We start from the raw sequence: 21326 nt of genomic DNA, 5'->3' as shown, positions 1-21326 counted from the left end.
ATGCACTCACAAATCCTCAGACATCTCACCTATTCGCTCGGCAAAGACGCAGAACATGCGTCGACCTATGATTGGCGAATGGCGGTTTCGCTAACGTTGCGCGACCGCATAGTTGACCCTTGGTTCGAAAGCACGCGCGAGACGTATCAGTCAGGCGCAAAACGTGTTTACTACCTTTCAATGGAGTTTTTGATTGGTCGACTTGTCGAAGACATGACCGCGAATCTGGGGCTGACGGAAGAGGTTGTGGAAGCTCTTGCGGAACTTGGCCAAGATGCGTCGGTCGTATTCAACGACGAACCTGATGCCGCCTTGGGGAATGGCGGCCTCGGACGGCTGGCGGCCTGTTTCATGGACTCACTCGCTACTCTTGGCATTCCGGCTTATGGTTACGGCATCCGCTATGAGCATGGCTTGTTCGAGCAGAGTTTTGTCGAAGGTCGGCAGGTCGAAAAAGCGGAAACCTGGTTGAACCAGCGCTTCGCCTGGGAGTTTGAGCGTCCCGAAGTCCGATACCGGATCGCCTTTGGCGGCTATGTTTCCCATCACGATGGGAGGGCGGAATGGCATCCCGCCGATACGGTTCTGGCGCAAGCATTTGATACGCCGGTCGTTGGTTGGAAGGGCACGTGGGGTAACACTCTGCGTCTCTGGTCAGCCCGGCCCGAGAACGAATTTGATTTGGAGAGCTTCAACAGAGGCGACTATTTGGCCGCCAGCCGATCAGAGGCACTGGCGCGTACGATTTCGCGGGTTCTCTATCCTGATGATGCCACCGATGCAGGCAAGGAGCTGCGGCTTAAGCAGGAATACTTCTTTACCGCCGCATCTATTATGGATCTGCTGCGCCGCTTCCTAAGCGATCATGGCGACATTCGAGAACTGCCAAATGCTGCCGCGATCCAGCTCAACGATACACATCCGGCGATTGCGGGCCCTGAATTGGTGCGCATTTTGGCGGATGAGCATGACCTGCCTCTGGATGAGGCGATTGTTCTGGCGCGTCGTTGCCTTGGCTACACCAACCACACGCTTCTGCCCGAAGCGCTGGAGCGTTGGCACGAGGGGTTGCTGGGTCGTGTGCTGCCGCGGCATCTGGAAATTATCCGAGCCATTGACGAGCAACAGCAACAAGAGTTTCCGGGCAGTCCACGTATCCTTAAGCATGGCGAAGTCCACATGGGCGAACTGGCCTTTATCATGGCACACAAGGTCAACGGTGTCTCGGCCTTGCATACCAATTTGGTCAAAGACACGGTTTTTGCCGACCTGAACCGCATTCATCCTGCGCGGATCATCAACCAGACCAACGGTATTACCCCGCGTCGGTGGCTGCACACCTGCAACCCGGTTCTAAGCGATCTGATTACCCGCGAAATCGGAGATGGCTGGGTGGCGGATCTAGAACAGCTGAAACTCCTCAAGGCCCGCGCGGGAGAAAAAAGTTTCCTGAACGACTTCAGCGCCGCCAAACGTCACAATAAAGAGCAACTTTCGAACTGGATTGCGGCCAAATGCGGTGTCTCGGTTGACCCCGACGCTATCTTCGACATTCAGATCAAGCGTATTCACGAATACAAGCGCCAGCTAATGAACATTCTGGAGACGGTCGCGTTTTGGAACGAAATCCGGGATAATCCTGGGTTCGAATGGACCCCGCGCGTCAAGATTTTTGGGGGCAAGGCCGCACCCGGATATCACATTGCAAAGCAGGTCGTGCGGCTCATCAATGATGTGGCCAAGGTCATAAATTCGGATCCCGTGACCGGTGACCTTCTGAAAGTCGTTTATCCTGCCAATTACAATGTCACGATGGCGGAAAAGCTGATCCCAGCTGCAGATTTGTCTGAGCAGATTTCAACCGCCGGCAAAGAGGCCTCTGGGACTGGAAATATGAAATTCGCCCTGAATGGCGCGCTGACGATTGGCACGCTAGACGGAGCAAATGTTGAAATCCGCGAACATGTCGGCTCGGACAATTTCTTCTTATTTGGTCTTACCGCGCAGGAAGTCATGGAACGTCGTAAGGTGCACGAGTATTCGCGCGCCGCAATTTCAGCCAGCCCACGGCTGGAGCGCGTTCTGGGGCAGATTTTCGAAGGCCAGTTTTCACCTGAGGAACCGGGCCGGTATCACTCGCTGATCGGCACGCTTTATGACCATGACTATTTCTTGGTCACATGTGACTTCGATAGTTATTTCGACACACAGCGTAGGACCGATGTCGCGTATCGAAACAGCCAAAGCTGGGCTGCGATGGCCCTGCAGAATACAGCCAACATGGGTTGGTTCTCGTCAGACCGGACGATTCAAGGCTATGCCCGTGATATCTGGCAGGCTGATAGCGCACTGACCAAACCATTGGGTAAATCGGCATGAGTAGGGATCTCATCCAACCTGGGGAAGCTACGGCGATCGCGCGGGGCGAGCACAGCGATCCGTTTTCGGTTCTTGGGTTGCATGAGGTCGACGGACGTTTGATCATTCGGTACTTTCACCCCGATGCGGACACGGTCGAGGTGCTAGACCGAAAAACCGGGCGAAAGCTGTGCGCCCTGTCACGGGTCGACGAAGACAGCGGAGTTTTTGCCGGGCTTATTCCGCGCCGAAAAAAGCGTTTCTCGTATCTACTGCGACTAACGCGCAAAATTGATACATGGACAGAGCCAGACCCCTATGCGTTTGGGCCGGTCTTGGGTGAAATCGATGAATACCTTCTGGGCGAGGGCAAACACGGTCAGCTGTGGCGTGCACTTGGGGCGCATGTCATGTCTCATGAAGATTGCGATGGCGTGCATTTCGGGGTCTGGGCACCAAATGCGCGGCGGGTTTCGATCATCGGTGACTTCAATGGCTGGGACGGACGCCGCAATGTGATGCGGCGACGCGGTGCAACAGGTGTGCATGAGATTTTTATGCCCGATCTGAACGACGGCGCTGTCTACAAGTTTGAAATCGTTGGTCCTGACGGAAATCTTTTGCCCGAGAAGGCTGATCCGGTTGGGTTCGGTGCCGAACTGCCGCCCAAAACAGCCTCGGTCGTCCGCGATCTTGGACGCTACAGCTGGGCAGATTCTGCTTGGATGGCCAATCGAGGTCCACGCCACAATGTGGATCAACCAATTTCTGTCTATGAGGTGCATCTGGAAAGCTGGCGGCGTGTTCCAGAACAAGACAACCGGTCGCTAAGCTACCAGGAACTTGCGACTGATCTGGTCGCTTATGCCAGCGATATGGGCTTCACCCATATAGAACTCACCCCAATATCGGAATATCCCTTTGGTGGCTCATGGGGGTATCAGCCCGTTGGATTATTCGCGCCAACTGCGCGGTTCGGAACACCTGACGATTTTCGGGTGCTTGTGGATGCGTGCCATCAGGCTGGCATAGGCTTGATCATCGATTGGGTGCCTGGCCATTTTCCATCCGATCCGCACGGGTTGGGGCGGTTCGATGGATCTGCCTTGTATGAACACCTCGACCCGAAAGAAGGGTATCACCCCGATTGGAACACTCTAGTCTACAATTATGGCCGCGCCGAAGTCGCCAACTATCTGATCGCGAACGCAAAATTCTGGATGAAGGAATACCATATCGACGGACTTCGCGTTGATGCGGTGGCTTCGATGCTGTACCGCGACTACTCGCGGGACGAAGGCGAGTGGGTCCCGAACGTCCATGGCGGGCGCGAAAATTTGGAGGCCATCAGTTTCCTGAGGCAGATGAACGAGGCCGTTTATGCCGAATATCCTGACGCGATGACCATTGCCGAAGAATCCACTGCCTTCCCGGGTGTTTGCGCTATGACGTCCGAGGGCGGGCTGGGTTTTGGCTTCAAATGGAATATGGGATGGATGAACGACACCCTGCGGTACATGACCGAAGACCCCGTGAACCGTAAGTACCATCACGACAAGATGACTTTCGGGCTGCACTATGCTTTTTCCGAGAACTTTGTGCTGCCCCTCAGCCACGATGAGGTTGTTCATGGCAAAGGGTCATTGCTGGACAAAATGCCCGGTGATGATTGGCAACGCTTTGCCAACCTGCGCGCCTATTACGGCTTCATGTGGGGCCATCCTGGCAAAAAACTGATTTTCATGGGGGGAGAGTTTGCGCAGGGTGCTGAATGGAACCACGAGCAAAGCTTGGACTGGCACCTGTTGGAGCACCCCAACCACGCAGGCGTGCAACGGTTGGTACGCGATCTGAATACGCTCTATCGTGAAACACCCGCCCTCTACCTACAAGACACGCGTTCAGAGGGGTTCCGCTGGATCGATGGCGGCAACGCCAACGACTCGGTGTTTTCCTGGGTTCGTTATGGCAAGGAAGACAGCCCACCAATGTTGGTTGTTTGCAATTTTACCCCAGTAACCCGAACGGATTTCCGCGTTGGGGTGCCCATGGCCGGTCATTGGGTCGAGCGACTGAACACAGATTCCATGTATTACGGCGGAAGCAATCAGGGCAATGGGGACGGGCTGAATTCAGAACACATTTCAGCGCACGGCTGTGAACAATCTGTGGTGATGACAGTTCCACCGCTTGCCACAGTCTTCTTTGAATACAGGCGCCATTAGATCTGAACCATCATTGGGAGGACATCCGTTGAAACAAGATCGCCGCAGATTGGCAAATCAGACCATGGCCTATGTCCTTGCTGGTGGCCGGGGAAGTCGCCTCAAGGAAATGACAGATATCCGAGCGAAGCCTGCAGTTTATTTCGGTGGAAAGACGCGGATCGTCGACTTCGCGCTCTCCAACGCTGTGAACTCGGGTATACGACGGATTGGTGTCGCAACTCAGTACAAAGCGCACAGCCTGATCCGGCACCTGCAACGGGGCTGGAGCTTTTTCCGTGCGGAACGCAACGAGTCTCTGGATATACTGCCCGCGTCCCAACAATTGGATGAGGACAACTGGTACAAGGGCACTGCTGATGCCGTGACCCAGAATATCAATATCCTGCGCGGCTATGGGCCGAAATACATCCTCGTGTTGGCGGGGGACCATATCTACAAGCAAGATTACTCACTGATGATCGAACAGCATGTGCAAACCGGTGCAAAGGTAACAGTGGGCTGCATCGAAGTTCCGCGTGAAGAAGCCAAAGGCTTTGGTGTCATGGGCGTTGACGACACAGACAAGATTCTGAGTTTCGTTGAAAAACCCACCGACCCGCCGTCGATGCCCGGCGATCCGGATATGTCGCTAGCCAGCATGGGTATCTACGTATTCGAGGCCGAGTACCTCTATGACATTCTTCATGCCGACGCTGCGTCGGAGACATCCAGTCACGACTTTGGAAAAGACATTATCCCGGCGATCGTCGCTGAAGGTGGGGCGATGGCCCATCCGTTTAGCCGATCCTGTGTGATGTCTGGGCTTGAGGATAAACCGTACTGGCGCGATGTGGGAACAATTGACGCCTATTGGCAGGCAAATATAGACCTGACTGATTTCAAGCCGGGTCTGGATATCTATGCTACGGACTGGCCGATTTGGACCTACTCGGAACTGACACCTCCGGCGAAATTTATTCACAACGAGGAAGGTCGCCGTGGTCAGGCTGTGTCTTCGATGGTTTCTGGCGGCTGCATAATTTCGGGCTCGTCATTGTATCAATGCCTACTGTTTACAGGGGTTAAAACCCATTCCTACTCGCAGCTGGAGCGTGTGGTCGCCTTGCCATACTGCGAGGTTGGACGCCGGGCATATTTGAAGAATGTCGTCGTCGACCGGGGCGTCAAAATCCCACCGGGTTTGATAGTCGGGGAAGACCCGGAACTTGACGCCAAGCGGTTCAGGCGCACAGAAGGCGGTGTCTGCCTAATAACCCAAGCGATGATCGAAAAACTGGACCTGTAATATGAAAGTACTAATGGTCGCTTCGGAATGCGCCCCATTCATCAAGACTGGAGGGCTAGCGGATGTGGTCGGTGCACTACCTGCCGCGTTGTTCGGACAGAATATCGAGTGTCGCATTCTGTTGCCGGCTTACCCCTCATTGCAGCCGTTGCTCAGTGACGGGAATCAAGTTGCTCAGTTCGATGACTTGCCGGGAGGATATGGCCAGCTTGTCTTAGTATCATCGCAAGGCATTGATCTGCTTTTGCTTGACGCCCCGCAATTGTTCGATCGTCCAGGCCTGCCTTACACGGACCCCAACGGCGCAGATTGGCCGGACAATCATCTGCGCTTTGGTGCGCTGGCGCAGGCTGCGGCGCGGGTTGGATTGGGCGGCATAGAAGGTTGGATGCCTGATATCGTTCACGCGCACGATTGGCAGGCTGCTTTGACCCCGGTTTACCTGAAACAGTCCGGTCAAGCGGCGCCAAAGTCGGTTTTGACCATCCACAACATAGCCTTTCAGGGGAGGTTCGGTCCACATGTCCTGTCCGAATTGGGATTAAGGGGAGACTGGTTTCATCCCGAAGCACTCGAGTTTCATGGAGACCTAGGGTTTCTGAAAAGTGGGTTGATGTTCGCCGACCGGATCACGACTGTCAGTCCAACATACGCCCGCGAAATTCTGACACCACATTATGGCATGGGTCTGGAAGGTGTTCTGAAATCCAGAGAGAGAATTCTCACTGGTATCCTGAACGGGATTGACACTGGCACATGGGATCCTTCCAGCGATCCGGCGTTAAATCGCGGCTACAACGCAAGAAGTCTGGGACGCAAAGCTGAAAACCGCGCCGGTATTGCAGAGCGCGCTGGGCTGGACCCCGAGGCAACCGGTCCTCTATTTTGTGTCATCAGTCGACTGACCGAACAAAAGGGTTTGGACGCATTAGCCGATGCAGTACCGCATATCGTCAACCGTGGTGGACAACTGGCCGTGCTTGGCTCAGGACAGGCGGCGCTGGAACAGGCCTTTATTGGTGCCAGTCAGCGGTTTCCCGGTGCGGTGGGTGCGGTAATCGGATACGACGAGGCCTTTGCGCACCTTTTGCAGGGTGGTTCCGACGTCATTCTGATCCCGTCGCGGTTCGAACCGTGCGGTCTAACCCAACTTTATGGGCTTCGCTATGGGACTTTGCCTGTTGTCGCACGCACCGGGGGCCTCGCGGACACGGTAGTTGACGCCAATATTGCGGCGCTCAACGCGGAATGCGCCACTGGTTTTGTTTTTGACGATGTGTCGGCAAGCGGTATCGAGGCCGTATTGGACCGGGTTTTTGACAGTTTTGCCAACAAGAAAAGATGGCAAATGATGCAGCGCGCGGCGATGCGGCAACCCGTTGGCTGGGATCAGTCAGCGTTGGAATATGCTCAAATGTATCAAGGTTTGTCTGAATGAAGGATATCGGGCCCGCGCAACTGACGATCCAATCGGGCGACCCGTCGCGGCTGGGTGCCCATTTCGACGGCGAGGGCGTGAACTTTGCCCTGTTTTCCGAACACGCCTCACGTGTCAATCTGTGTCTCTTTGACGAGGATGGCAGAACGGAGCTTGCCCGACTCGCACTACCTGAACGCAACGGTGCGGTTTGGCATGGCTATGTTCCTGGCCTTAGGCCCGGCGCGCGATATGGTTACCGCGTAGACGGTCCGTTTGCGCCGGAAAGGGGACACAGGTTCAATGCCAACAAGTTGTTGCTTGACCCCTATACACGCGAGCTCCACGGCCGCGTTACCCATGATCCGGCGATCCTTGGCTACTTGCCTGACTCTCCATACGGCGATCTATCATTTAGTGAAATTGATAGCGCGCCTTTCGTGCCCAAATCCGTCGTCTCGCACCCTGACAGCTTTTTGCCGGATGCGGTGACGCTTGGAAGGCGCTGGAACGGCACGTTCATCTACGAGGCACATGTCCGGGGCGCTACGATGCTACATCCTGGTGTCCTCGAAGCGTTGAAGGGCACCTATGACGGGCTCGCTTCGCAGCCCGTTCTTGACCATCTGACGCGATTGGGTGTCACTGCAGTGGAAATTTTACCCGTCCACGCATTCACGTCCGAAGGTGCCCTGCATGCGCGGTCGATGCGGAATTATTGGGGCTACAACACGATGGGGTTCTTCGCGCCCGAACCCCGCTACTTCGGGCCATCAGGGGTTTTCGGTTTTCGCGCAATGGTCGACCAGTTTCACGAAGCGGGAATCGAGGTCATTCTGGACGTGGTCTACAATCATTCTGCCGAGGGCGATCATCTTGGGCCTACGCTGAGTTTTCGCGGGATCGATAATGCCTCGTACTACCTGCTGCCCGACGGCCAACCTCGGTACTATATCAACGACACCGGTACCGGGAACACACTGAAGGTCAGGCATCCGTTTGTGCTGCGGATGGTGATGGATAGTCTGCGGTTTTGGGTGCAGTGCATGGGCGTCGACGGTTTCCGCTTTGATCTGGCCACGACTCTGGCACGCGAGGCGCATGGATTCGAAGTAGGCGGCGGTTTCCTGGACGCCTTGCGGCAAGACCCGGTGCTGGCCGCGGTCAAGCTGATTGCAGAACCCTGGGATGTCGGTCCGGGCGGCTATCAGCTTGGGCGGTTCCCGCCTGAATTTTCGGAATGGAACGACCGCTACCGTGACACTGTACGTAAGTTCTGGCGCGGCGACGGACATTCTGCGCAGGACATGGGTTCGGCCTTGTTGGGCTCAGCGGATCTATTTGATACCAAAGGCCGGCAGGCCTCGTCTTCGGTCAACTTCGTCGCCTCGCATGACGGTTTCACACTGGCCGACACGACACGCTACATTCAACGCCACAATGCCGCCAATGGTGAAGACAACCGTGATGGGCACCACAGCAACTACAGCGACAATTTCGGCGTTGAGGGGGACAGCGATGATCCCGAGATAGTCGCCGCCCGTCACCAAAGGGTACGCAACATGCTAGCTACCGTTTTTCTGTCACAGGGAACTCCGATGTTACTGTCTGGCGACGAGGGCGGCAATTCGCAGAATGGCAACAACAACGCTTATTGTCAGGACAACCCGGTAAGTTGGATCGACTGGAGTACTCTGGACGGTGACTTGGTCGAGTTTACCGCAGAGTTGTCAAGCTTCCGGTCCAAGCATCCCGTCCTGAACCAGAACCGGTTCCTACACGGCGCTAAACGATCAGACGGGCTGCCAGATGTCGAATGGCGTGCAATGGACGGATCCCCCTTGAATTGGCGTGATCCGGGGTTGTCCAGCCTGTGTCTGATCCTGCGCGGCTGCGCCGAATGTGTCGCAGGCGATGCCCTTTCAGAAACAGTCCTGTTGGCCTTTAACCGAGAAGATGGGGCGTTGGAGTTGCAGTTGCCATCAACTGGTGAAAGCGTTTGGTGGCGAGAAATTGATACTTCGGTCGTTCGCCAGTCATCTCGTGAGATGGGTTCGCCGACGACGCGGATATCGGCAAATTCCGTGGTTGCTTTTGTCTTGAGAGAACGGTCTGCGGGTTGATGAGCAGCGACGACATATTGCAACAGCTGGCACAGGAGTGCGGTATTCACCTCGGCTATGACGCTTGGGACGGATCGCACCAGGCCACTTCCCCCCCAACCCTCAAAGCTCTTTTGCGTGCGTTGAACGTCGAAGTCGACACGGAAAAAGCAATTGGCGAAGAATTGCGGGCGCGTTGTTCCAGACGGACAGCCAGAACATTACCCGTCGAGCAAGTTATTCTAGCAGAGGAACCGTTTGAATTTTCGCTGACCCAACCTTGTGAATGGCACGTACTGGATGATCAAGGTCACGAAATGCAGGCGGGTAGAAGCGAAACCAGTCTGAAGCTGAAACCTCTGCCCGTTGGTTATTTCACATTGGTTACGCGTGGATCGGGCCTCTATGAAGAAGTATTCCTGCTGAGCCGCCCGGCACACGCGCCGACAATTGCAGACTTGACCGGGTTGCAACAGGCTTGGGGTGTGTCCGGTTCAGTTTTTGCGCTGCAGTCCCGAACAAACGGCGGATTGGGAAATTACGCGGATCTCGGTCTGGCGATGTCGCGCATCGGGCAGTCCGGCGCGACATATTTTGGGATCAATCCAGTCCACGCGTTGGGATGGGCGGCATATGATACAATCAGCCCTTATTCACCCAGTCACCGAGGTTTTCTGAACGTCGACCATATTGCCAGTGACACTCAGGTCGAAACCGGAACAATTGGCGAGCTAATTGATTACAAGGCATTTCGTAAGCGACATCGCCCAGCACTAGAGGCGGATTATGAACGATTCTGCGAAAACGCGACAACCGCAGAACGCAGCAAACTTCAGGCTTATTGCAAAGCTGAGGGCCTTGAACTGACCCGGTTTGCGACATTTGAAAGTACCAGCGAAACGCATGGTAGCGATTTCCGCAACTGGCCATCACACCTACATAAGCCCGAAGAAACTGCCCCGAAACCCCGGGACGGGTTCCACGCTTGGCTTCAATGGAAAGCTTCATATCAGGTAGAAGCCGCCCAATTATGCGCAGTTCAATCCGGGATGGCGTTAGGCCTTTACCTAGACCTGGCGGTCGGCGCACGCCCCGGAGGCGCCGAGGTTTGGATGCATCAGGACCTGATCGCACGCGGCGTCTCAATCGGTGCTCCACCTGATCAGCTAAGCCCGGCCGGACAATCCTGGACATTGGCGGCTTACGCACCCAACAAACTTTCGGAAAACCGTTACGAACCCCTGCGGACATTGTTAAGAAAACTGATGGCGCAGGCAGGGATCATCCGGATTGATCATGTTCTGGGCCTGATGCGCAGTTTCTGGGTGCCGGAGGATGGCAGTCCGGGGGCTTATATCTCACAGCCCTTCGAAGCGCTTCTTGCTGTTGTGGCTATCGAAGCCTCGTGCAATCGCTGCTGTGTCGTTGGCGAAGATCTAGGGTTGGTACCTGTTGGTTTCCGGGAGCGTCTTAACGCATCGGGTCTCTACAGCTATGCGGTTTGGCAATTTGAAGGCACATCCGACGGCGCATTGCGCTCCGCGCAGGACGTGCACCCGTTCTCGATGGCTTGTTTTGGAACACACGATACTCCAACGATCAGCGGGTTCTGGCGCGGGCGAGATATCGAGTGGTGGCGTTCCATCGGATGGCTGTCGACAGACGAGGCTCTCGGGCTGCACGGCGCGCGGGCCATCCAACGCAATTCACTACGCCAACACTCCAACATTCCTCCGAACGCGACGCTGGATGACGTCTGTCATGCAATCCACTGGGAACTGGGCAAGAGCCCTGCGGAGCTGGTTACGGTGCAATTAGACGATCTTCTGGGAAGCGAACAGGCCCAGAACCTGCCCGGGACGATAGACGAACATCCGAATTGGCGACGCCCCACGTCAAAGGATGTCGAAACGTTTGCCTGCATTCAAAGCCTAAACAATACCAGCAATTCGATGGGGCCGAAACGGAACCCAAGCGCTGTCCTTGAAGAAAAGGAAATTGATCCATGCCTCTAGTATCACGTTCCTGCACACCGTTCTCGGGCCAAAAGCCGGGGACATCTGGACTGCGAAAAAAGACGCGTGTCTTTATGCAACCCGGCTATCTTGAGAGCTTTGTTCAATCTGTCTTCAACGCCATCGGTGGCGCAAAAGGCAAGGACTTCGTTATCGGGGGCGACGGTCGGTTTTTCAATGCAGAAGCGATTCAGGAAATATTGCGCATGGCCGCGGCCAATAAAGCAAAGCGCGCAATCATCGGTCAGAATGGATTATTGTCTACACCTGCGGCGTCAAATCTGATCCGCAAGCGCGGGGCCAACGGCGGTTTTATTCTTTCGGCAAGTCACAACCCTGGTGGCATAGACGCGGACTTCGGTCTGAAGTTTAACGGTACCAATGGCGGTCCGGCCACCGAGAGCCTAACAGAAAAATTCTACACGCATTCGCAGAACCTTAGCGAGTATTCCACGCTGGACGCTGATGACATCGATCTCAGTCGAGTTGGTGTTTCAGAGCTTGAGGGCATGGTTGTGGAAGTCGTCGACCCGGTGGCTGATTACGCGGCACTGATGCGCGAGATCTTTGATTTCGACAGGATCAGGGCGCTGCTTGCCGACGGATTCACCCTGAGTTTTGATGCAATGCACGCCGTAACGGGACCTTACGCTACCGCAATACTCGAGGATGAATTGGGCGCTCCGAAAGGGTCCGTGCTGAACGCAGTTCCCTCAGTGGATTTTGGCAAGGGGCATCCTGACCCCAATCCGATCTGGGCCAAGCCGCTGGTCGACTTGGTTATGTCTCCCGATGGTCCAGACTTTGCAGCGGCTTCGGATGGAGACGGCGACCGCAACATGATCCTGGGCAAAGGTATCTATGTCACCCCCTCTGATAGTCTTGCCGTGTTGGCCGCCAATGCCCACCTCGCACCTGGATATGTCAAAGGGTTGGCTGGGGTCGCCCGCTCGATGCCAACCAGCGCAGCCGTTGATCGTGTCGCTGAAAGGCTGGGGCTGGACTGTTATGAAACGCCAACGGGCTGGAAATTCTTCGGAAACCTGCTGGACGCGGGCCGTATCACTCTATGCGGCGAGGAAAGCGCCGGCACCGGCTCGGACCACGTGCGCGAAAAGGACGGCTTGTGGGCCGTGCTGCTGTGGCTGAACATTCTGGCCGAGCGTCGGATTTCAGTCCGTGACGTGATGGTAGACCATTGGCAGACCTATGGCAGAAACTACTATTCACGGCACGATTACGAGGCCGTAGATAGCGCCAAGGCTTCTCAGATGATAGCTGATTTGACCGACCGGTTGCCGGAACTCCCGGGAAGTAAAGCGGGCAGCCTTGTTGTAGCGACTGCGGATCAGTTTTATTATGAAGATCCGGTGGATGGTTCGGTTGCCAAAAACCAGGGTATTCGCATTGTTTTCGAGAACGGTAGCCGCGGCGTGATCCGCCTGTCTGGAACAGGGACAGACAATGCTACGATCCGAGTTTATCTTGAGCAGTTTGTACCGAAAGATGGCGACCTGAAGGCGGAAACACAAACTGCTTTGCGCGATGTCTCAGATGCCTTGGCGCTGATTTCCGAGATTCAAGAAAAATGTGGGCGTACGTCACCGGATATCGTGACCTAGTTTCATAGCGCCACACTGAAGGACGCGTTGGGGGTCTTGTCAGGGTAACTTTACTTGAGCGGAGCAAGGCGGTTGCATAGCGTCTGGGAATGACCAGATCTGCCGCCTTTAAGTATTTTAGAACCCGTCCGGAGATTATCCGCTTCGCTGTGATGCTGTGTATCCGTTTTTCGCTGTCGTTTCGAAATGTCGAAGATCGCCGCTCTCACCGAGTGGCGTCAACTTTGTTCCGGATAGGTTCACGGTTTCTGCGGCAACTGAGACTGGTTCGAATTGGTCTGACAGCACCGTCATAGATTTTCTTTAGACTGTTGAGATACATATGATAATTGAAGGGATCGGATTTCTCTCCCGCCTGCGATCGCATTTGAATTTACGCCAATATAGGTCCAGTCTAAAAAAACAGGTCTTTTCAGTTCGTTACTTGGAACGAATTCCAAGCTTGAGGTTCCTGCAATTTCAATCTGTTGCTCAGTTGTTGCTGGAAACTTGACTTCGCAAATAGTTTAAAGTGCTTATTGCTGATCTTATTAAGGTTGTTGCGGTGTATGACGTTTTCCACCGGTTTCATCCTTTCGGATTTTGAAGACATAACTGTAGAATTACAAACAAGTGGGCAGTTTTGACCTTCAGGATGCATGTTTCTATTGCCTACGTCTTATCCCTCCTCTCCCATTTGGCGAGAGGAATTCTGCCGCACTTAAATTCCTGCAAGAAAATAATTGGATTCAATGATGTAATATGGTTTTCGTTTGTTTGATGATGAAGGCGAGAGGAATCTAACAATGGTACTGTCATTATTTCGTAAAAAGGCAGATGTTGATTCCCCCACATCTCAATTGGTCGGTGCTTCGTCGGCTTCTCCGAGGATCGATCAAGTTTCAGACCCGATGGCAGATCGCGTATTGGTTTCTTCAGAGAACGAGTTTGAATACAATGACTTGATTGAAAGCGCTAAAGATTCTGTAGCTACCAATGAGACTGAGCTGACTGCACAGGTTGCTGCTCGTATAAACCGTGCAAAGTCCATTGGCATGGATCAGCGAAAGTGTTTGGATGCGATTACATTTGACAAACCAGTTACTCAGGCAAAAATTTTAGATTGCCTGCGAACCTTTGGTGTGGCGATTTTCCCTTCAATTTATGACCCTGAAAGGCTTTCGAAAATCGCCAAAGAGTATGTTGATTTGATCGAAAGTGGTGATGCCTTTGCTAGCAATGTTGCTGCCCGGGAAGATACTCCTGCCAACAGCTATGCTATTTCATTGCAACGGGAGAAGCTCGATCGAGAGAGGTTCCCGGAGACGACAGCACTGTTTGGATCTCCCACGATCAAGCAGATTGCAGAGAGATTTTTTGCTGGTCAAGATTTTGACTTCAACTGGGATCTTTTCGTTCAATGGACCGATCACACAGAAGTGCCTGCATCCGGTCAGTTGCATTGGGACAAGCAGCTTACGCTAAAGTCTTGGCTTTATGTTACCGATGGAACTGAAGATCATGGTGCCATGAGGGCAGGAGCAGGTACCGCTGCATGGTTGCGTTATGTGCGAGAGGACGCAATGTTTGATGGCATTCCCTATAATCAAATAAGAAACCAAGTTGATGAAACAAACTTGCCGGTCGTTTCAACCGGTGGGCCCGCTGGAACGTTTTTTCTATTTGTAACGGATACAGCGCATGGTGCGACTCCTGTTGCTCCAGGTCTGCGGCGAAACATTATGCGGTCCCGTTCCAGGCCATTGCGCGTTAAGCAATGGGCAAATTGGGCGGCTAAATTGTGAGTGTTACATCAATAGTTTTGCCCATCCCTATTTGACGGCGGTTTAACTATAAGTCGAGGTACTTCAGGGAAGCTGTTGATCATGCCCTAAGATCTGATCGCCAGCCCAACATATGCAGTTTTGTCAGCCGCATACACAGCGACGACATTACGACGCCATGGCAGAGAGTTTCTTTCAAATCTTGAAACAGGAAACGCTTAGGTGTCGAAAACATTGTAAGTGCAAGCAGGCGCGAGTTGAACACCTTACTCACCACTGCGAAACAGCGGCCTGCCAGTCCAACCTTCGAACGCTTTAATGTGCTGCGAGATCGCCCCTGGCCACACGTTCGGCTCGTTGGCTGCTGAAACAAAGCGTATATGGTGCGCTGTTGCCTTATAGGCGTGTATGCCATTTAGTGGTCGCCCTTTAAGACCATTTGGGGCGACAGTCAGTTTTTAGCTTTAGTTTTTCTATAACAAGCAAAGACATTCTGCTTTGCGATGTCACGTGACCGCAGCCAAAGTGGCACAAACTAGGAGGATGTCAGATGACACTTGCACAACGAGATTGGGTGCCAACCGCCAGTGAGACCCTGGTTCAGGACATCGCGCGCAAAGCCGCCTCTGAATCGTCAGACACCCTTTTGTCACGCATTCAGAACTTAGCCGATGAAAACCGGCGCATTCATGAGAAAGAGTGCTTTAACCTGAATCCCGCGACAAATGTTATGAATCCAAAGGCTGAGGCGCTTTTGTCCTCTGGTATCGGGTCCAGGCCATCGCTGGGCTATCCCGGCGACAAGTATGAGATGGGGTTGGAAGCGATTGAAGAGATCGAAGTCATCGCCGCAGAGCTGTGTGCCGATGTTTTCGATGCCCAGTTTGCCGAGGTCCGGGTGCCCTCTGGTGCAATCGCCAATCTCTATGGTTTCATGGCGACTTGTAAAGCCGGCGACACAATTATTGCGCCACCTGCATCGATAGGGGGGCATGTGACTCATCATTTGGCCGGGTGCGCGGGCCTATTCGGGCTACGCACAATCGAGGCACCGGTCAATGCCGATGGGTACACTGTCGATCTCGACCAGTTGCGCGCGATTGCAAGGGCTGAACGCCCCAAGCTTATAACGGTTGGGGGCAGTTTGAATCTGTTTGAGCATCCGGTGGCCGAAGTGCGTGCGATTGCGGATGAGGTTGGTGCAAAGGTGATGTTCGATGCCGCCCATCAATGCGGCATCATTGCTGGGCGCGCATGGTCCAACCCACTGAAAGAGGGTGCGCATTTTAAGACGATGAGCACTTATAAAAGCCTCGGTGGTCCAGCTGGAGGTTTGATTGTGTCGAATGATGCGGAGATCGCCAAATCACTGGATGCAATTGCATTTCCCGGTATGACCGCAAATTTCGATGCAGCTAAGACTGCGGCGCTTGCCGTTACAATGCTGGACTGGAAGGAGCATGGCACGGCTTATGCGAAAGAGATGATCGCGATGTCGAAAGCACTTTCCAAGGCTTTGGATGCGCTTGGCGTTCCTGTTTTTTCTGGTGCGGAAGGCTTCACCAACTCTCATCAATTTGCGGTGCTGGCAGCACCTTATGGCGGGGGACAGGCAGCGTCCAAAGCGCTGCGCAAGTGTGGGTTTCTTGCGTGCGGAATCGGGCTGCCAGTAGAGCCGGTAGAAGGTGATATGAACGGCCTTCGCATTGGCACACCCGAGCTGGTGCGGTGGGGCATGACGTCTGATGATGCTGAACGTTTGGCCAACCTGATTAAGCTTGGGCTAATGGGCGAGGACATTCTGTCAGAGGTCTCTGCATGGCGATCTGAATTCGACAAACTGCACTTTGTGATTTGATCTGGTTGCGGCCACTCGAGCCATTGAGCTCGATTGGCCGCTCTCGCCGTGCCGCCGAAACATAGAAACGTTCTCAAAGAGTATTTGAGACCCAGTCTTCTGCGTGGGGCGAATTATTTTCTGTCGACTTCCTTCAAACCTTCAATTTGAAGGTCAAACCCCTCATGAATGTGGCGGGTGATTGTTTCCAAGGCTTCGGTCACGTCGCCTGTCGCAATCGCATCGACGAGCATAAGATGGTTTCCAAGGGATTTGGAAATATCGACGTTTTCTATCGCTGAAAACAAATGGAACGCCATGGCCTTGCCCCAGATCATATCGAACATGTCGATCAGAAACTTATTGCCAGCCTCGACCATGAAGGCACGGTGGATGCGTCGGTTTGCGACAAAGTAGTCCCGCGTCGTAGGTTGGGTCAGGTCCTCTTCGCGACGTATAAGATCGCGTAGACGGTCCAGCACCTCTGGTTTTGCATGAACCGCAAGGATGCGCGCGGCCTGACCTTCGATTGCAGCGCGGGCCTGATACAATTGCCTGACCTCTGCCTGATCCATGCGGGCCAGCCGAAATCCTCCGCTTGCGGCCACTTCCAGCACGCCTTCGGTTTCCAACCGCATCAGCGCCTCGCGCACGGGCGTGCGGCTGATATTCAACTCGGCGGCCAGCTTTTCCTGCACCAGCCGATCTTCACCTGTGATCTCGCGACTCATGATGGCTTCGACCAATTGGTCATAGACCTCGTCCGCAAGACGCCTACGTTGTGTTTTGATCTGTCTTAGAGCCACTCGGAGCCTCTCTTTCTGTTCTTTCTGAATTCTGTATTCAAAAAAGCAGCGGGTGCCAAGGCGATTGGGGTTGCTATTGTTCGTGTACTGTATACTGTATACAGACGCGAATGAACAGGGAGCTCTTCATGTGTGGAATTGCTGGTAGGATACTGGCCGCGCCAGGAAAGGTAGGGGCGGACCTGGTTGACCTGATGGATGCGCAGGAACACCGGGGGGCCGATAGCACTGGGTTTGCCGTTTATGGCGTGCCGCGGGAAACGGGGTACGTTCTGAGAGGAATGGGCTTCAACAAGGCGCAGCAGGATGCCGATCTGTCCGAGTTCGAGGCTGTTCTGCGTGAACACGGAAGCAGTTTCCTTACCGATCCTGAAATCCTTACGGACCAGAACCGCCACTACTGCTTTCGGATGGAGATTTCGGATCCATCGAATTTACAAGCCTGGGTCGCGGATGCAGATGAGCTGACAGGTCGCATCGAAATACAATCCTGTGGCCGCAGCCTTGAGATCATCAAAGATATCGGTGGCGCCGAAGCGGTGGCTGAAAAGCACGGTGTGCGCGACATGATCGGGACTCATGGGTTAGGCCATGCACGGCTGGCCACTGAAAGCTCGGTCCTGCCCAACGCCTCGCACCCTTTCTGGGCGCGCCCGTTTTCGGATGTGGCGATCGTGCACAACGGACAAATCACCGACTATTTCACCTGGCGCGATAGGCTGACCCGCATGGGCTATCGGTTCCTGACCGAAAACGACAGCGAGTTGATTGCAGTCTGGGTCAGCGACCAGATGAAGGCCGGTTTGACGATGGAGCAGGCACTGAAGAAATCAATTACCTCAATCGATGGTGTCTTTACTTACATGATCGCAACACCGAACGGGATCGGGTTTGCCAAGGATCGGTTTGCGATGAAGCCGTTGGTCGTCGTCAATCGCAATGGCGATCTGGCCGCTGCGACCGAGGAACAAGCGGTTCGCCGGGTGATGACAGAGGAATGCGATGTGATCAACTACGACGGCCCATCCCTGACAGGTATCTGGGGCGTTGGAAACCGGAGCTTGGCGGCATGATCGAGGTGGCAGCAAAGATGGATGAGATCGTCATCGAAGTCGGCGAGCGCCATATCCGCGAAGTGAACCGCGATATCATGGAGGCCTGCGCAACCGGCCGACCTATCCGCGTCGTCGACACGCTGTCGCGTCATAACCTGGGCGTGGGTCTTCCGGACAACGTGGATATCACTTTTGAAGGGTCGGTTGGGTATTATTGCGGTGGTCTCAATACTGGTGCGAATATCAAAATCGAACGCAACTGTGGCTGGGCCGTGGGTGAGGGTATGGCCAAGGGTCATATCACTGTCGGTGGCTATGCCGGGATGTCCTGTGGTGCCGCGATGATTGGCGGCACAATCCATGTCAAAGGCGACGCAGGTCCACGGGTCGGTGTTGCGATGAAAGGTGGCAACATCGTTGTCGAAGGCAAGATCGGCTATCAGTCCGGCTTTATGGCGCATTCCGGGCGCATCATTGCGCTTGGCGGGGCAGGGGAATCCTGTGCCGACGCGCTGTGGGAGGGTGAGGTCTGGGTGGCCGGAGAAGTCGACAGCCTTGGTGTGGATGTCGACGTGATCGAACCAACAGCAGAAGAAGTGGCCGAGGTCGATGCGATTCTCGATCCCCTTGGACTGGTCGACAGTTCGCGAAATTGGCGCAAAATGGTTTCGGGCCAGCGTCTTTGGTATTTTGAAAGCAGGGACGCAAGCGCATGGCTCATGATCTGAGTAAACCTTACGAATATCCGTTCGACGTTGCCTCGGAAGAGGAAATCAGGTTCCGGGATGCAGGTGCAATTGAAGGCCGTCCAGCCGGTGTGCCGTCCTCTTATGATGAAGGCGGGTCGACCCGCTGGACGCCCGAGGCGATCTCGGAAGTTCACGCGCTGGCGCAGCTTGGGCGTTATCAAGTGCGCGGGTACAACACGTTCAACAAGCGGTTGCCGACGTTCGATGATCTGACATTCGTTCCCGCGACAATGACGCGTCTCCCCTTGGAGGGGTATCGCGAGAATTGCGATACGACGACCGTTCTAGGCGGAGGGCGCGGCCTTGTAGAACGCCCGCTGGAGCTGAAAATTCCGATCTATATCGCCTCGATGTCCTTTGGGGCCCTGTCTGCATCGGCAAAAGCATCGCTGGGTTATGGTGCCTCAAAGGTAGGAACCATGACCTGCACCGGTGAGGGCGGCATGCTGGAAGAGGAGCGCGAAGCCTCCCAACGCCTGCTCTATCAGATGTCGCCCGCCCGGTATGGTGTGGATCTGGATCACTTGCGCCGCGCGGATGCTTTGGAACTGGTCGTGGGGCAAGGGGCAAAGCCGGGCACCGGCGGGTTGCTGCTGGGCATGAAGGTCAGCCCGCGGGTCAGCCAGATGCGGACGTTGCCTGAAGGTGTGGACCAGCGGTCGACCATACGCCACCCCGATTTCCTTGGGGCCGATGATCTGGCGGTGAAGATCGAAGAGCTGCGGATTGCCACCAACTATCAGGTGCCGATCTTCATCAAGATGGGCGCAACACGTCCCCGATTTGACGTTGCGGTTGCGGCCAAGGCGGGTGCAGATGTTGTGGTTGTTGATGGTGCGGAAGGTGGCACAGGGGCGTCTCCGGAGCTATTGCTGAACCATACAGGTATCCCAACGATGAGCGCCATTCGCGCAGCACGCGAGGCTTTGGATGAATGCGGCATGACCGGAAAGGTTTCACTTGTAGCTGCTGGCGGAATTCGGTCCGGCGTGGATGCCGCAAAGTGCCTTGCACTTGGCGCGGATGCCGTGATGATCGGGAACGCGGCGATGGTTGCGCTGGGATGCAACAGCCCGCGCTATTTGGAAGATTACGCTGCCTTGGGAACTTCGCCCGGTGCGTGCCATCACTGCCATACAGGGCGTTGCCCGGTTGGCATTGCGACACAGGAAGAAACCCTGGAGGCGCGCATGAACCCGAACGCTGGCGCTGAACGCATCGCGCGCTATCTGACCGCCATGACGATGGAGATTACGGCATTGGCCAAAGCTTGCGGTAAATCCTCTGTCCACAATTTGGAAACCGAAGACCTGCGCGCGCTCAGCTTCGAAGCATCAGCATTCACCGGCGTGAAAATGGCTGGAATTGACAGGGCCTATGACTGGTGAGGATTGCGGTTCTTGAATTAACGACCCACCCGCTGCCACTTCTGGAAGGTATGCCGCGAACCGCGCAACAAATTCAGGAGTGGATCGGGCCGCATTTGCCAGAAGCCGAGTTTTCGGTCGTAGGGGTTGTTGATGGAGAGCCGTTACCCACCTACAGCGAGTTCGACGGAGTAATAGTCGGCGGATCGGAATTCGGCGTTTATGATGATACGGAATGGATGCAACCGCTGCGCACCTTCCTCGAACACTGCCGCGAAACCCGCAAACCGATTTTTGGGATTTGTTTTGGGCACCAGATTATGGCCGATGTCTATGGTGGTCGGGCCGAGAAAGCCGAGTTGGGCAACGTCGTTGGGGCGCGGCCCTTCGATTATGGCGGATCGCTTGCCGAAGCGTATGTCTGGCATCAGGATCAGGTGACCCACGTTCCTGATTCAGCTCGAGTGACGGGATCGGCAGCCCACTGCCCAGTAGGCGCGCTGGACTATGATTTCCCCGCACGATCAGTGCAGTTTCATCCCGAATACCGGGCGCATCACCTGCGCGATCTGTTCATCAAAGGACGAGACGTTTTGCTTCCGCCGACCGAAGCGGATGAAGCGATGACCTCGGTCAACGCGGCTAAGGTGTCAGACGATCTTGCCGCGCGTCAGGCGGTTGAGCTGTTTCGAGGTACCTATTCTCCGAACTAAGGTTGCCGT

At 54.8% G+C, this 21326-nt stretch carries 15 protein-coding genes and 1 pseudogene; 14 read left to right on the top strand and 2 right to left on the bottom strand.

Features of this window, described 5'->3' with window-relative positions; all coding sequences use genetic code 11:
- From ACR0NN_RS02775 to ACR0NN_RS02735, 9 genes and pseudogenes are all read left to right on the top strand, one after another.
- Positions 1-2379 (top strand): glycogen/starch/alpha-glucan phosphorylase, encoded by a 2379-nt coding sequence (locus ACR0NN_RS02775; RefSeq protein ID WP_170719446.1) that lies wholly within the window; start codon positions 1-3, stop codon positions 2377-2379.
- Complete coding sequence (gene glgB, locus ACR0NN_RS02770; protein ID WP_170719444.1) at positions 2376-4583, top strand: 1,4-alpha-glucan branching protein GlgB; 2208 nt, start codon at positions 2376-2378, stop codon at positions 4581-4583. The genes ACR0NN_RS02775 and glgB overlap by 4 nt, the downstream gene beginning before the upstream one ends.
- A gap of 28 nt (positions 4584-4611) precedes the next feature.
- Positions 4612-5871 carry a glucose-1-phosphate adenylyltransferase gene (gene glgC, locus ACR0NN_RS02765; RefSeq protein WP_170719442.1) on the top strand — a complete coding sequence of 420 codons (1260 nt, stop codon included), beginning with the start codon at positions 4612-4614 and terminating at the stop codon, positions 5869-5871.
- Position 5872: 1 nt separating this feature from the next.
- Positions 5873-7309: a glycogen synthase GlgA gene (gene glgA / locus ACR0NN_RS02760; RefSeq protein WP_170719440.1), complete on the top strand. Its 1437-nt coding sequence runs from the start codon at positions 5873-5875 to the stop codon at positions 7307-7309.
- On the top strand, positions 7306-9411 hold the full coding sequence (gene glgX, locus ACR0NN_RS02755) for a glycogen debranching protein GlgX (protein WP_170719435.1): 2106 nt from the start codon (positions 7306-7308) through the stop codon (positions 9409-9411). The genes glgA and glgX overlap by 4 nt, the downstream gene beginning before the upstream one ends.
- On the top strand, positions 9411-11405 hold the full coding sequence (malQ, locus tag ACR0NN_RS02750) for a 4-alpha-glucanotransferase (RefSeq protein ID WP_170719433.1): 1995 nt from the start codon (positions 9411-9413) through the stop codon (positions 11403-11405). The genes glgX and malQ overlap by 1 nt, the downstream gene beginning before the upstream one ends.
- Positions 11396-13027, top strand: coding sequence for an alpha-D-glucose phosphate-specific phosphoglucomutase (locus tag ACR0NN_RS02745; RefSeq protein ID WP_170719429.1), 1632 nt, complete (start codon positions 11396-11398; stop codon positions 13025-13027). Before malQ ends, ACR0NN_RS02745 begins: the two co-directional genes overlap by 10 nt.
- Positions 13028-13116: 89 nt before the next feature.
- Positions 13117-13224: pseudogene (locus ACR0NN_RS02740) on the top strand (IS6 family transposase); the annotation flags it as partial.
- Positions 13225-13812: 588 nt separating this feature from the next.
- Positions 13813-14811 carry a phytanoyl-CoA dioxygenase family protein gene (locus ACR0NN_RS02735; RefSeq protein ID WP_170719427.1) on the top strand — a complete coding sequence of 333 codons (999 nt, stop codon included), beginning with the start codon at positions 13813-13815 and terminating at the stop codon, positions 14809-14811.
- 245 nt (positions 14812-15056) lie between these two features.
- Here the strand turns inward: ACR0NN_RS02735 and ACR0NN_RS02730 are convergent, their stop codons facing one another.
- Positions 15057-15200, bottom strand: a complete 144-nt coding sequence (locus tag ACR0NN_RS02730) for a LysR family transcriptional regulator (protein ID WP_480683992.1) — start codon at positions 15198-15200, stop codon at positions 15057-15059.
- A gap of 140 nt (positions 15201-15340) precedes the next feature.
- Between ACR0NN_RS02730 and ACR0NN_RS02725 the strand changes: the two genes are divergently transcribed.
- Positions 15341-16648, top strand: coding sequence for an aminotransferase class I/II-fold pyridoxal phosphate-dependent enzyme (locus ACR0NN_RS02725; RefSeq protein ID WP_480683842.1), 1308 nt, complete (start codon positions 15341-15343; stop codon positions 16646-16648).
- Between the two features lie 113 nt (positions 16649-16761).
- Here the strand turns inward: ACR0NN_RS02725 and ACR0NN_RS02720 are convergent, their stop codons facing one another.
- Positions 16762-17433 carry a GntR family transcriptional regulator gene (locus ACR0NN_RS02720; protein ID WP_170719423.1) on the bottom strand — a complete coding sequence of 224 codons (672 nt, stop codon included), beginning with the start codon at positions 17431-17433 and terminating at the stop codon, positions 16762-16764.
- A 128-nt stretch (positions 17434-17561) separates the two neighbouring features.
- On the opposite strand from ACR0NN_RS02720, the gene ACR0NN_RS02715 reads away from it, so the two are divergent.
- From ACR0NN_RS02715 to ACR0NN_RS02700, 4 genes are read left to right on the top strand one after another with little or no spacing between them, the layout of a single operon-like run.
- Positions 17562-18506 carry a class II glutamine amidotransferase domain-containing protein gene (locus ACR0NN_RS02715; RefSeq protein WP_170719420.1) on the top strand — a complete coding sequence of 315 codons (945 nt, stop codon included), beginning with the start codon at positions 17562-17564 and terminating at the stop codon, positions 18504-18506.
- Positions 18503-19216, top strand: coding sequence for a GltB/FmdC/FwdC-like GXGXG domain-containing protein (locus ACR0NN_RS02710; protein WP_170719416.1), 714 nt, complete (start codon positions 18503-18505; stop codon positions 19214-19216). The genes ACR0NN_RS02715 and ACR0NN_RS02710 overlap by 4 nt, the downstream gene beginning before the upstream one ends.
- A complete protein-coding gene (locus tag ACR0NN_RS02705; RefSeq protein ID WP_170719413.1) occupies positions 19201-20625 on the top strand; it encodes an FMN-binding glutamate synthase family protein in 1425 nt (474 codons plus the stop codon). Before ACR0NN_RS02710 ends, ACR0NN_RS02705 begins: the two co-directional genes overlap by 16 nt.
- Positions 20622-21317 carry a type 1 glutamine amidotransferase gene (locus ACR0NN_RS02700; protein WP_170719412.1) on the top strand — a complete coding sequence of 232 codons (696 nt, stop codon included), beginning with the start codon at positions 20622-20624 and terminating at the stop codon, positions 21315-21317. Before ACR0NN_RS02705 ends, ACR0NN_RS02700 begins: the two co-directional genes overlap by 4 nt.
- Positions 21318-21326 lie beyond the last annotated feature (9 nt).

Source organism: Ruegeria sp. BA2, from assembly GCF_056539605.1.
Note: the sequence above shows the minus strand (reverse complement) of the source record. Positions and strands in the feature narration are given on the sequence as shown.

What these genes read in the sequence shown, in the direction of transcription:
- glgX (WP_170719435.1), top strand. Translation starts at nt 7,306, where the DNA reads ATGAAGGATATCGGGCCCGCGCAACTGACGATCCAATCGGGCGACCCG.
- malQ (WP_170719433.1), top strand. Translation starts at nt 9,411, where the DNA reads ATGAGCAGCGACGACATATTGCAACAGCTGGCACAGGAGTGCGGTATT.
- ACR0NN_RS02775 (WP_170719446.1), top strand. Translation starts at nt 1, where the DNA reads ATGCACTCACAAATCCTCAGACATCTCACCTATTCGCTCGGCAAAGAC.
- ACR0NN_RS02710 (WP_170719416.1), top strand. Translation starts at nt 18,503, where the DNA reads ATGATCGAGGTGGCAGCAAAGATGGATGAGATCGTCATCGAAGTCGGC.
- ACR0NN_RS02705 (WP_170719413.1), top strand. Translation starts at nt 19,201, where the DNA reads ATGGCTCATGATCTGAGTAAACCTTACGAATATCCGTTCGACGTTGCC.
- glgB (WP_170719444.1), top strand. Translation starts at nt 2,376, where the DNA reads ATGAGTAGGGATCTCATCCAACCTGGGGAAGCTACGGCGATCGCGCGG.
- ACR0NN_RS02715 (WP_170719420.1), top strand. Translation starts at nt 17,562, where the DNA reads ATGTGTGGAATTGCTGGTAGGATACTGGCCGCGCCAGGAAAGGTAGGG.
- glgA (WP_170719440.1), top strand. Translation starts at nt 5,873, where the DNA reads ATGAAAGTACTAATGGTCGCTTCGGAATGCGCCCCATTCATCAAGACT.
- ACR0NN_RS02735 (WP_170719427.1), top strand. Translation starts at nt 13,813, where the DNA reads ATGGTACTGTCATTATTTCGTAAAAAGGCAGATGTTGATTCCCCCACA.
- ACR0NN_RS02745 (WP_170719429.1), top strand. Translation starts at nt 11,396, where the DNA reads ATGCCTCTAGTATCACGTTCCTGCACACCGTTCTCGGGCCAAAAGCCG.
- ACR0NN_RS02725 (WP_480683842.1), top strand. Translation starts at nt 15,341, where the DNA reads ATGACACTTGCACAACGAGATTGGGTGCCAACCGCCAGTGAGACCCTG.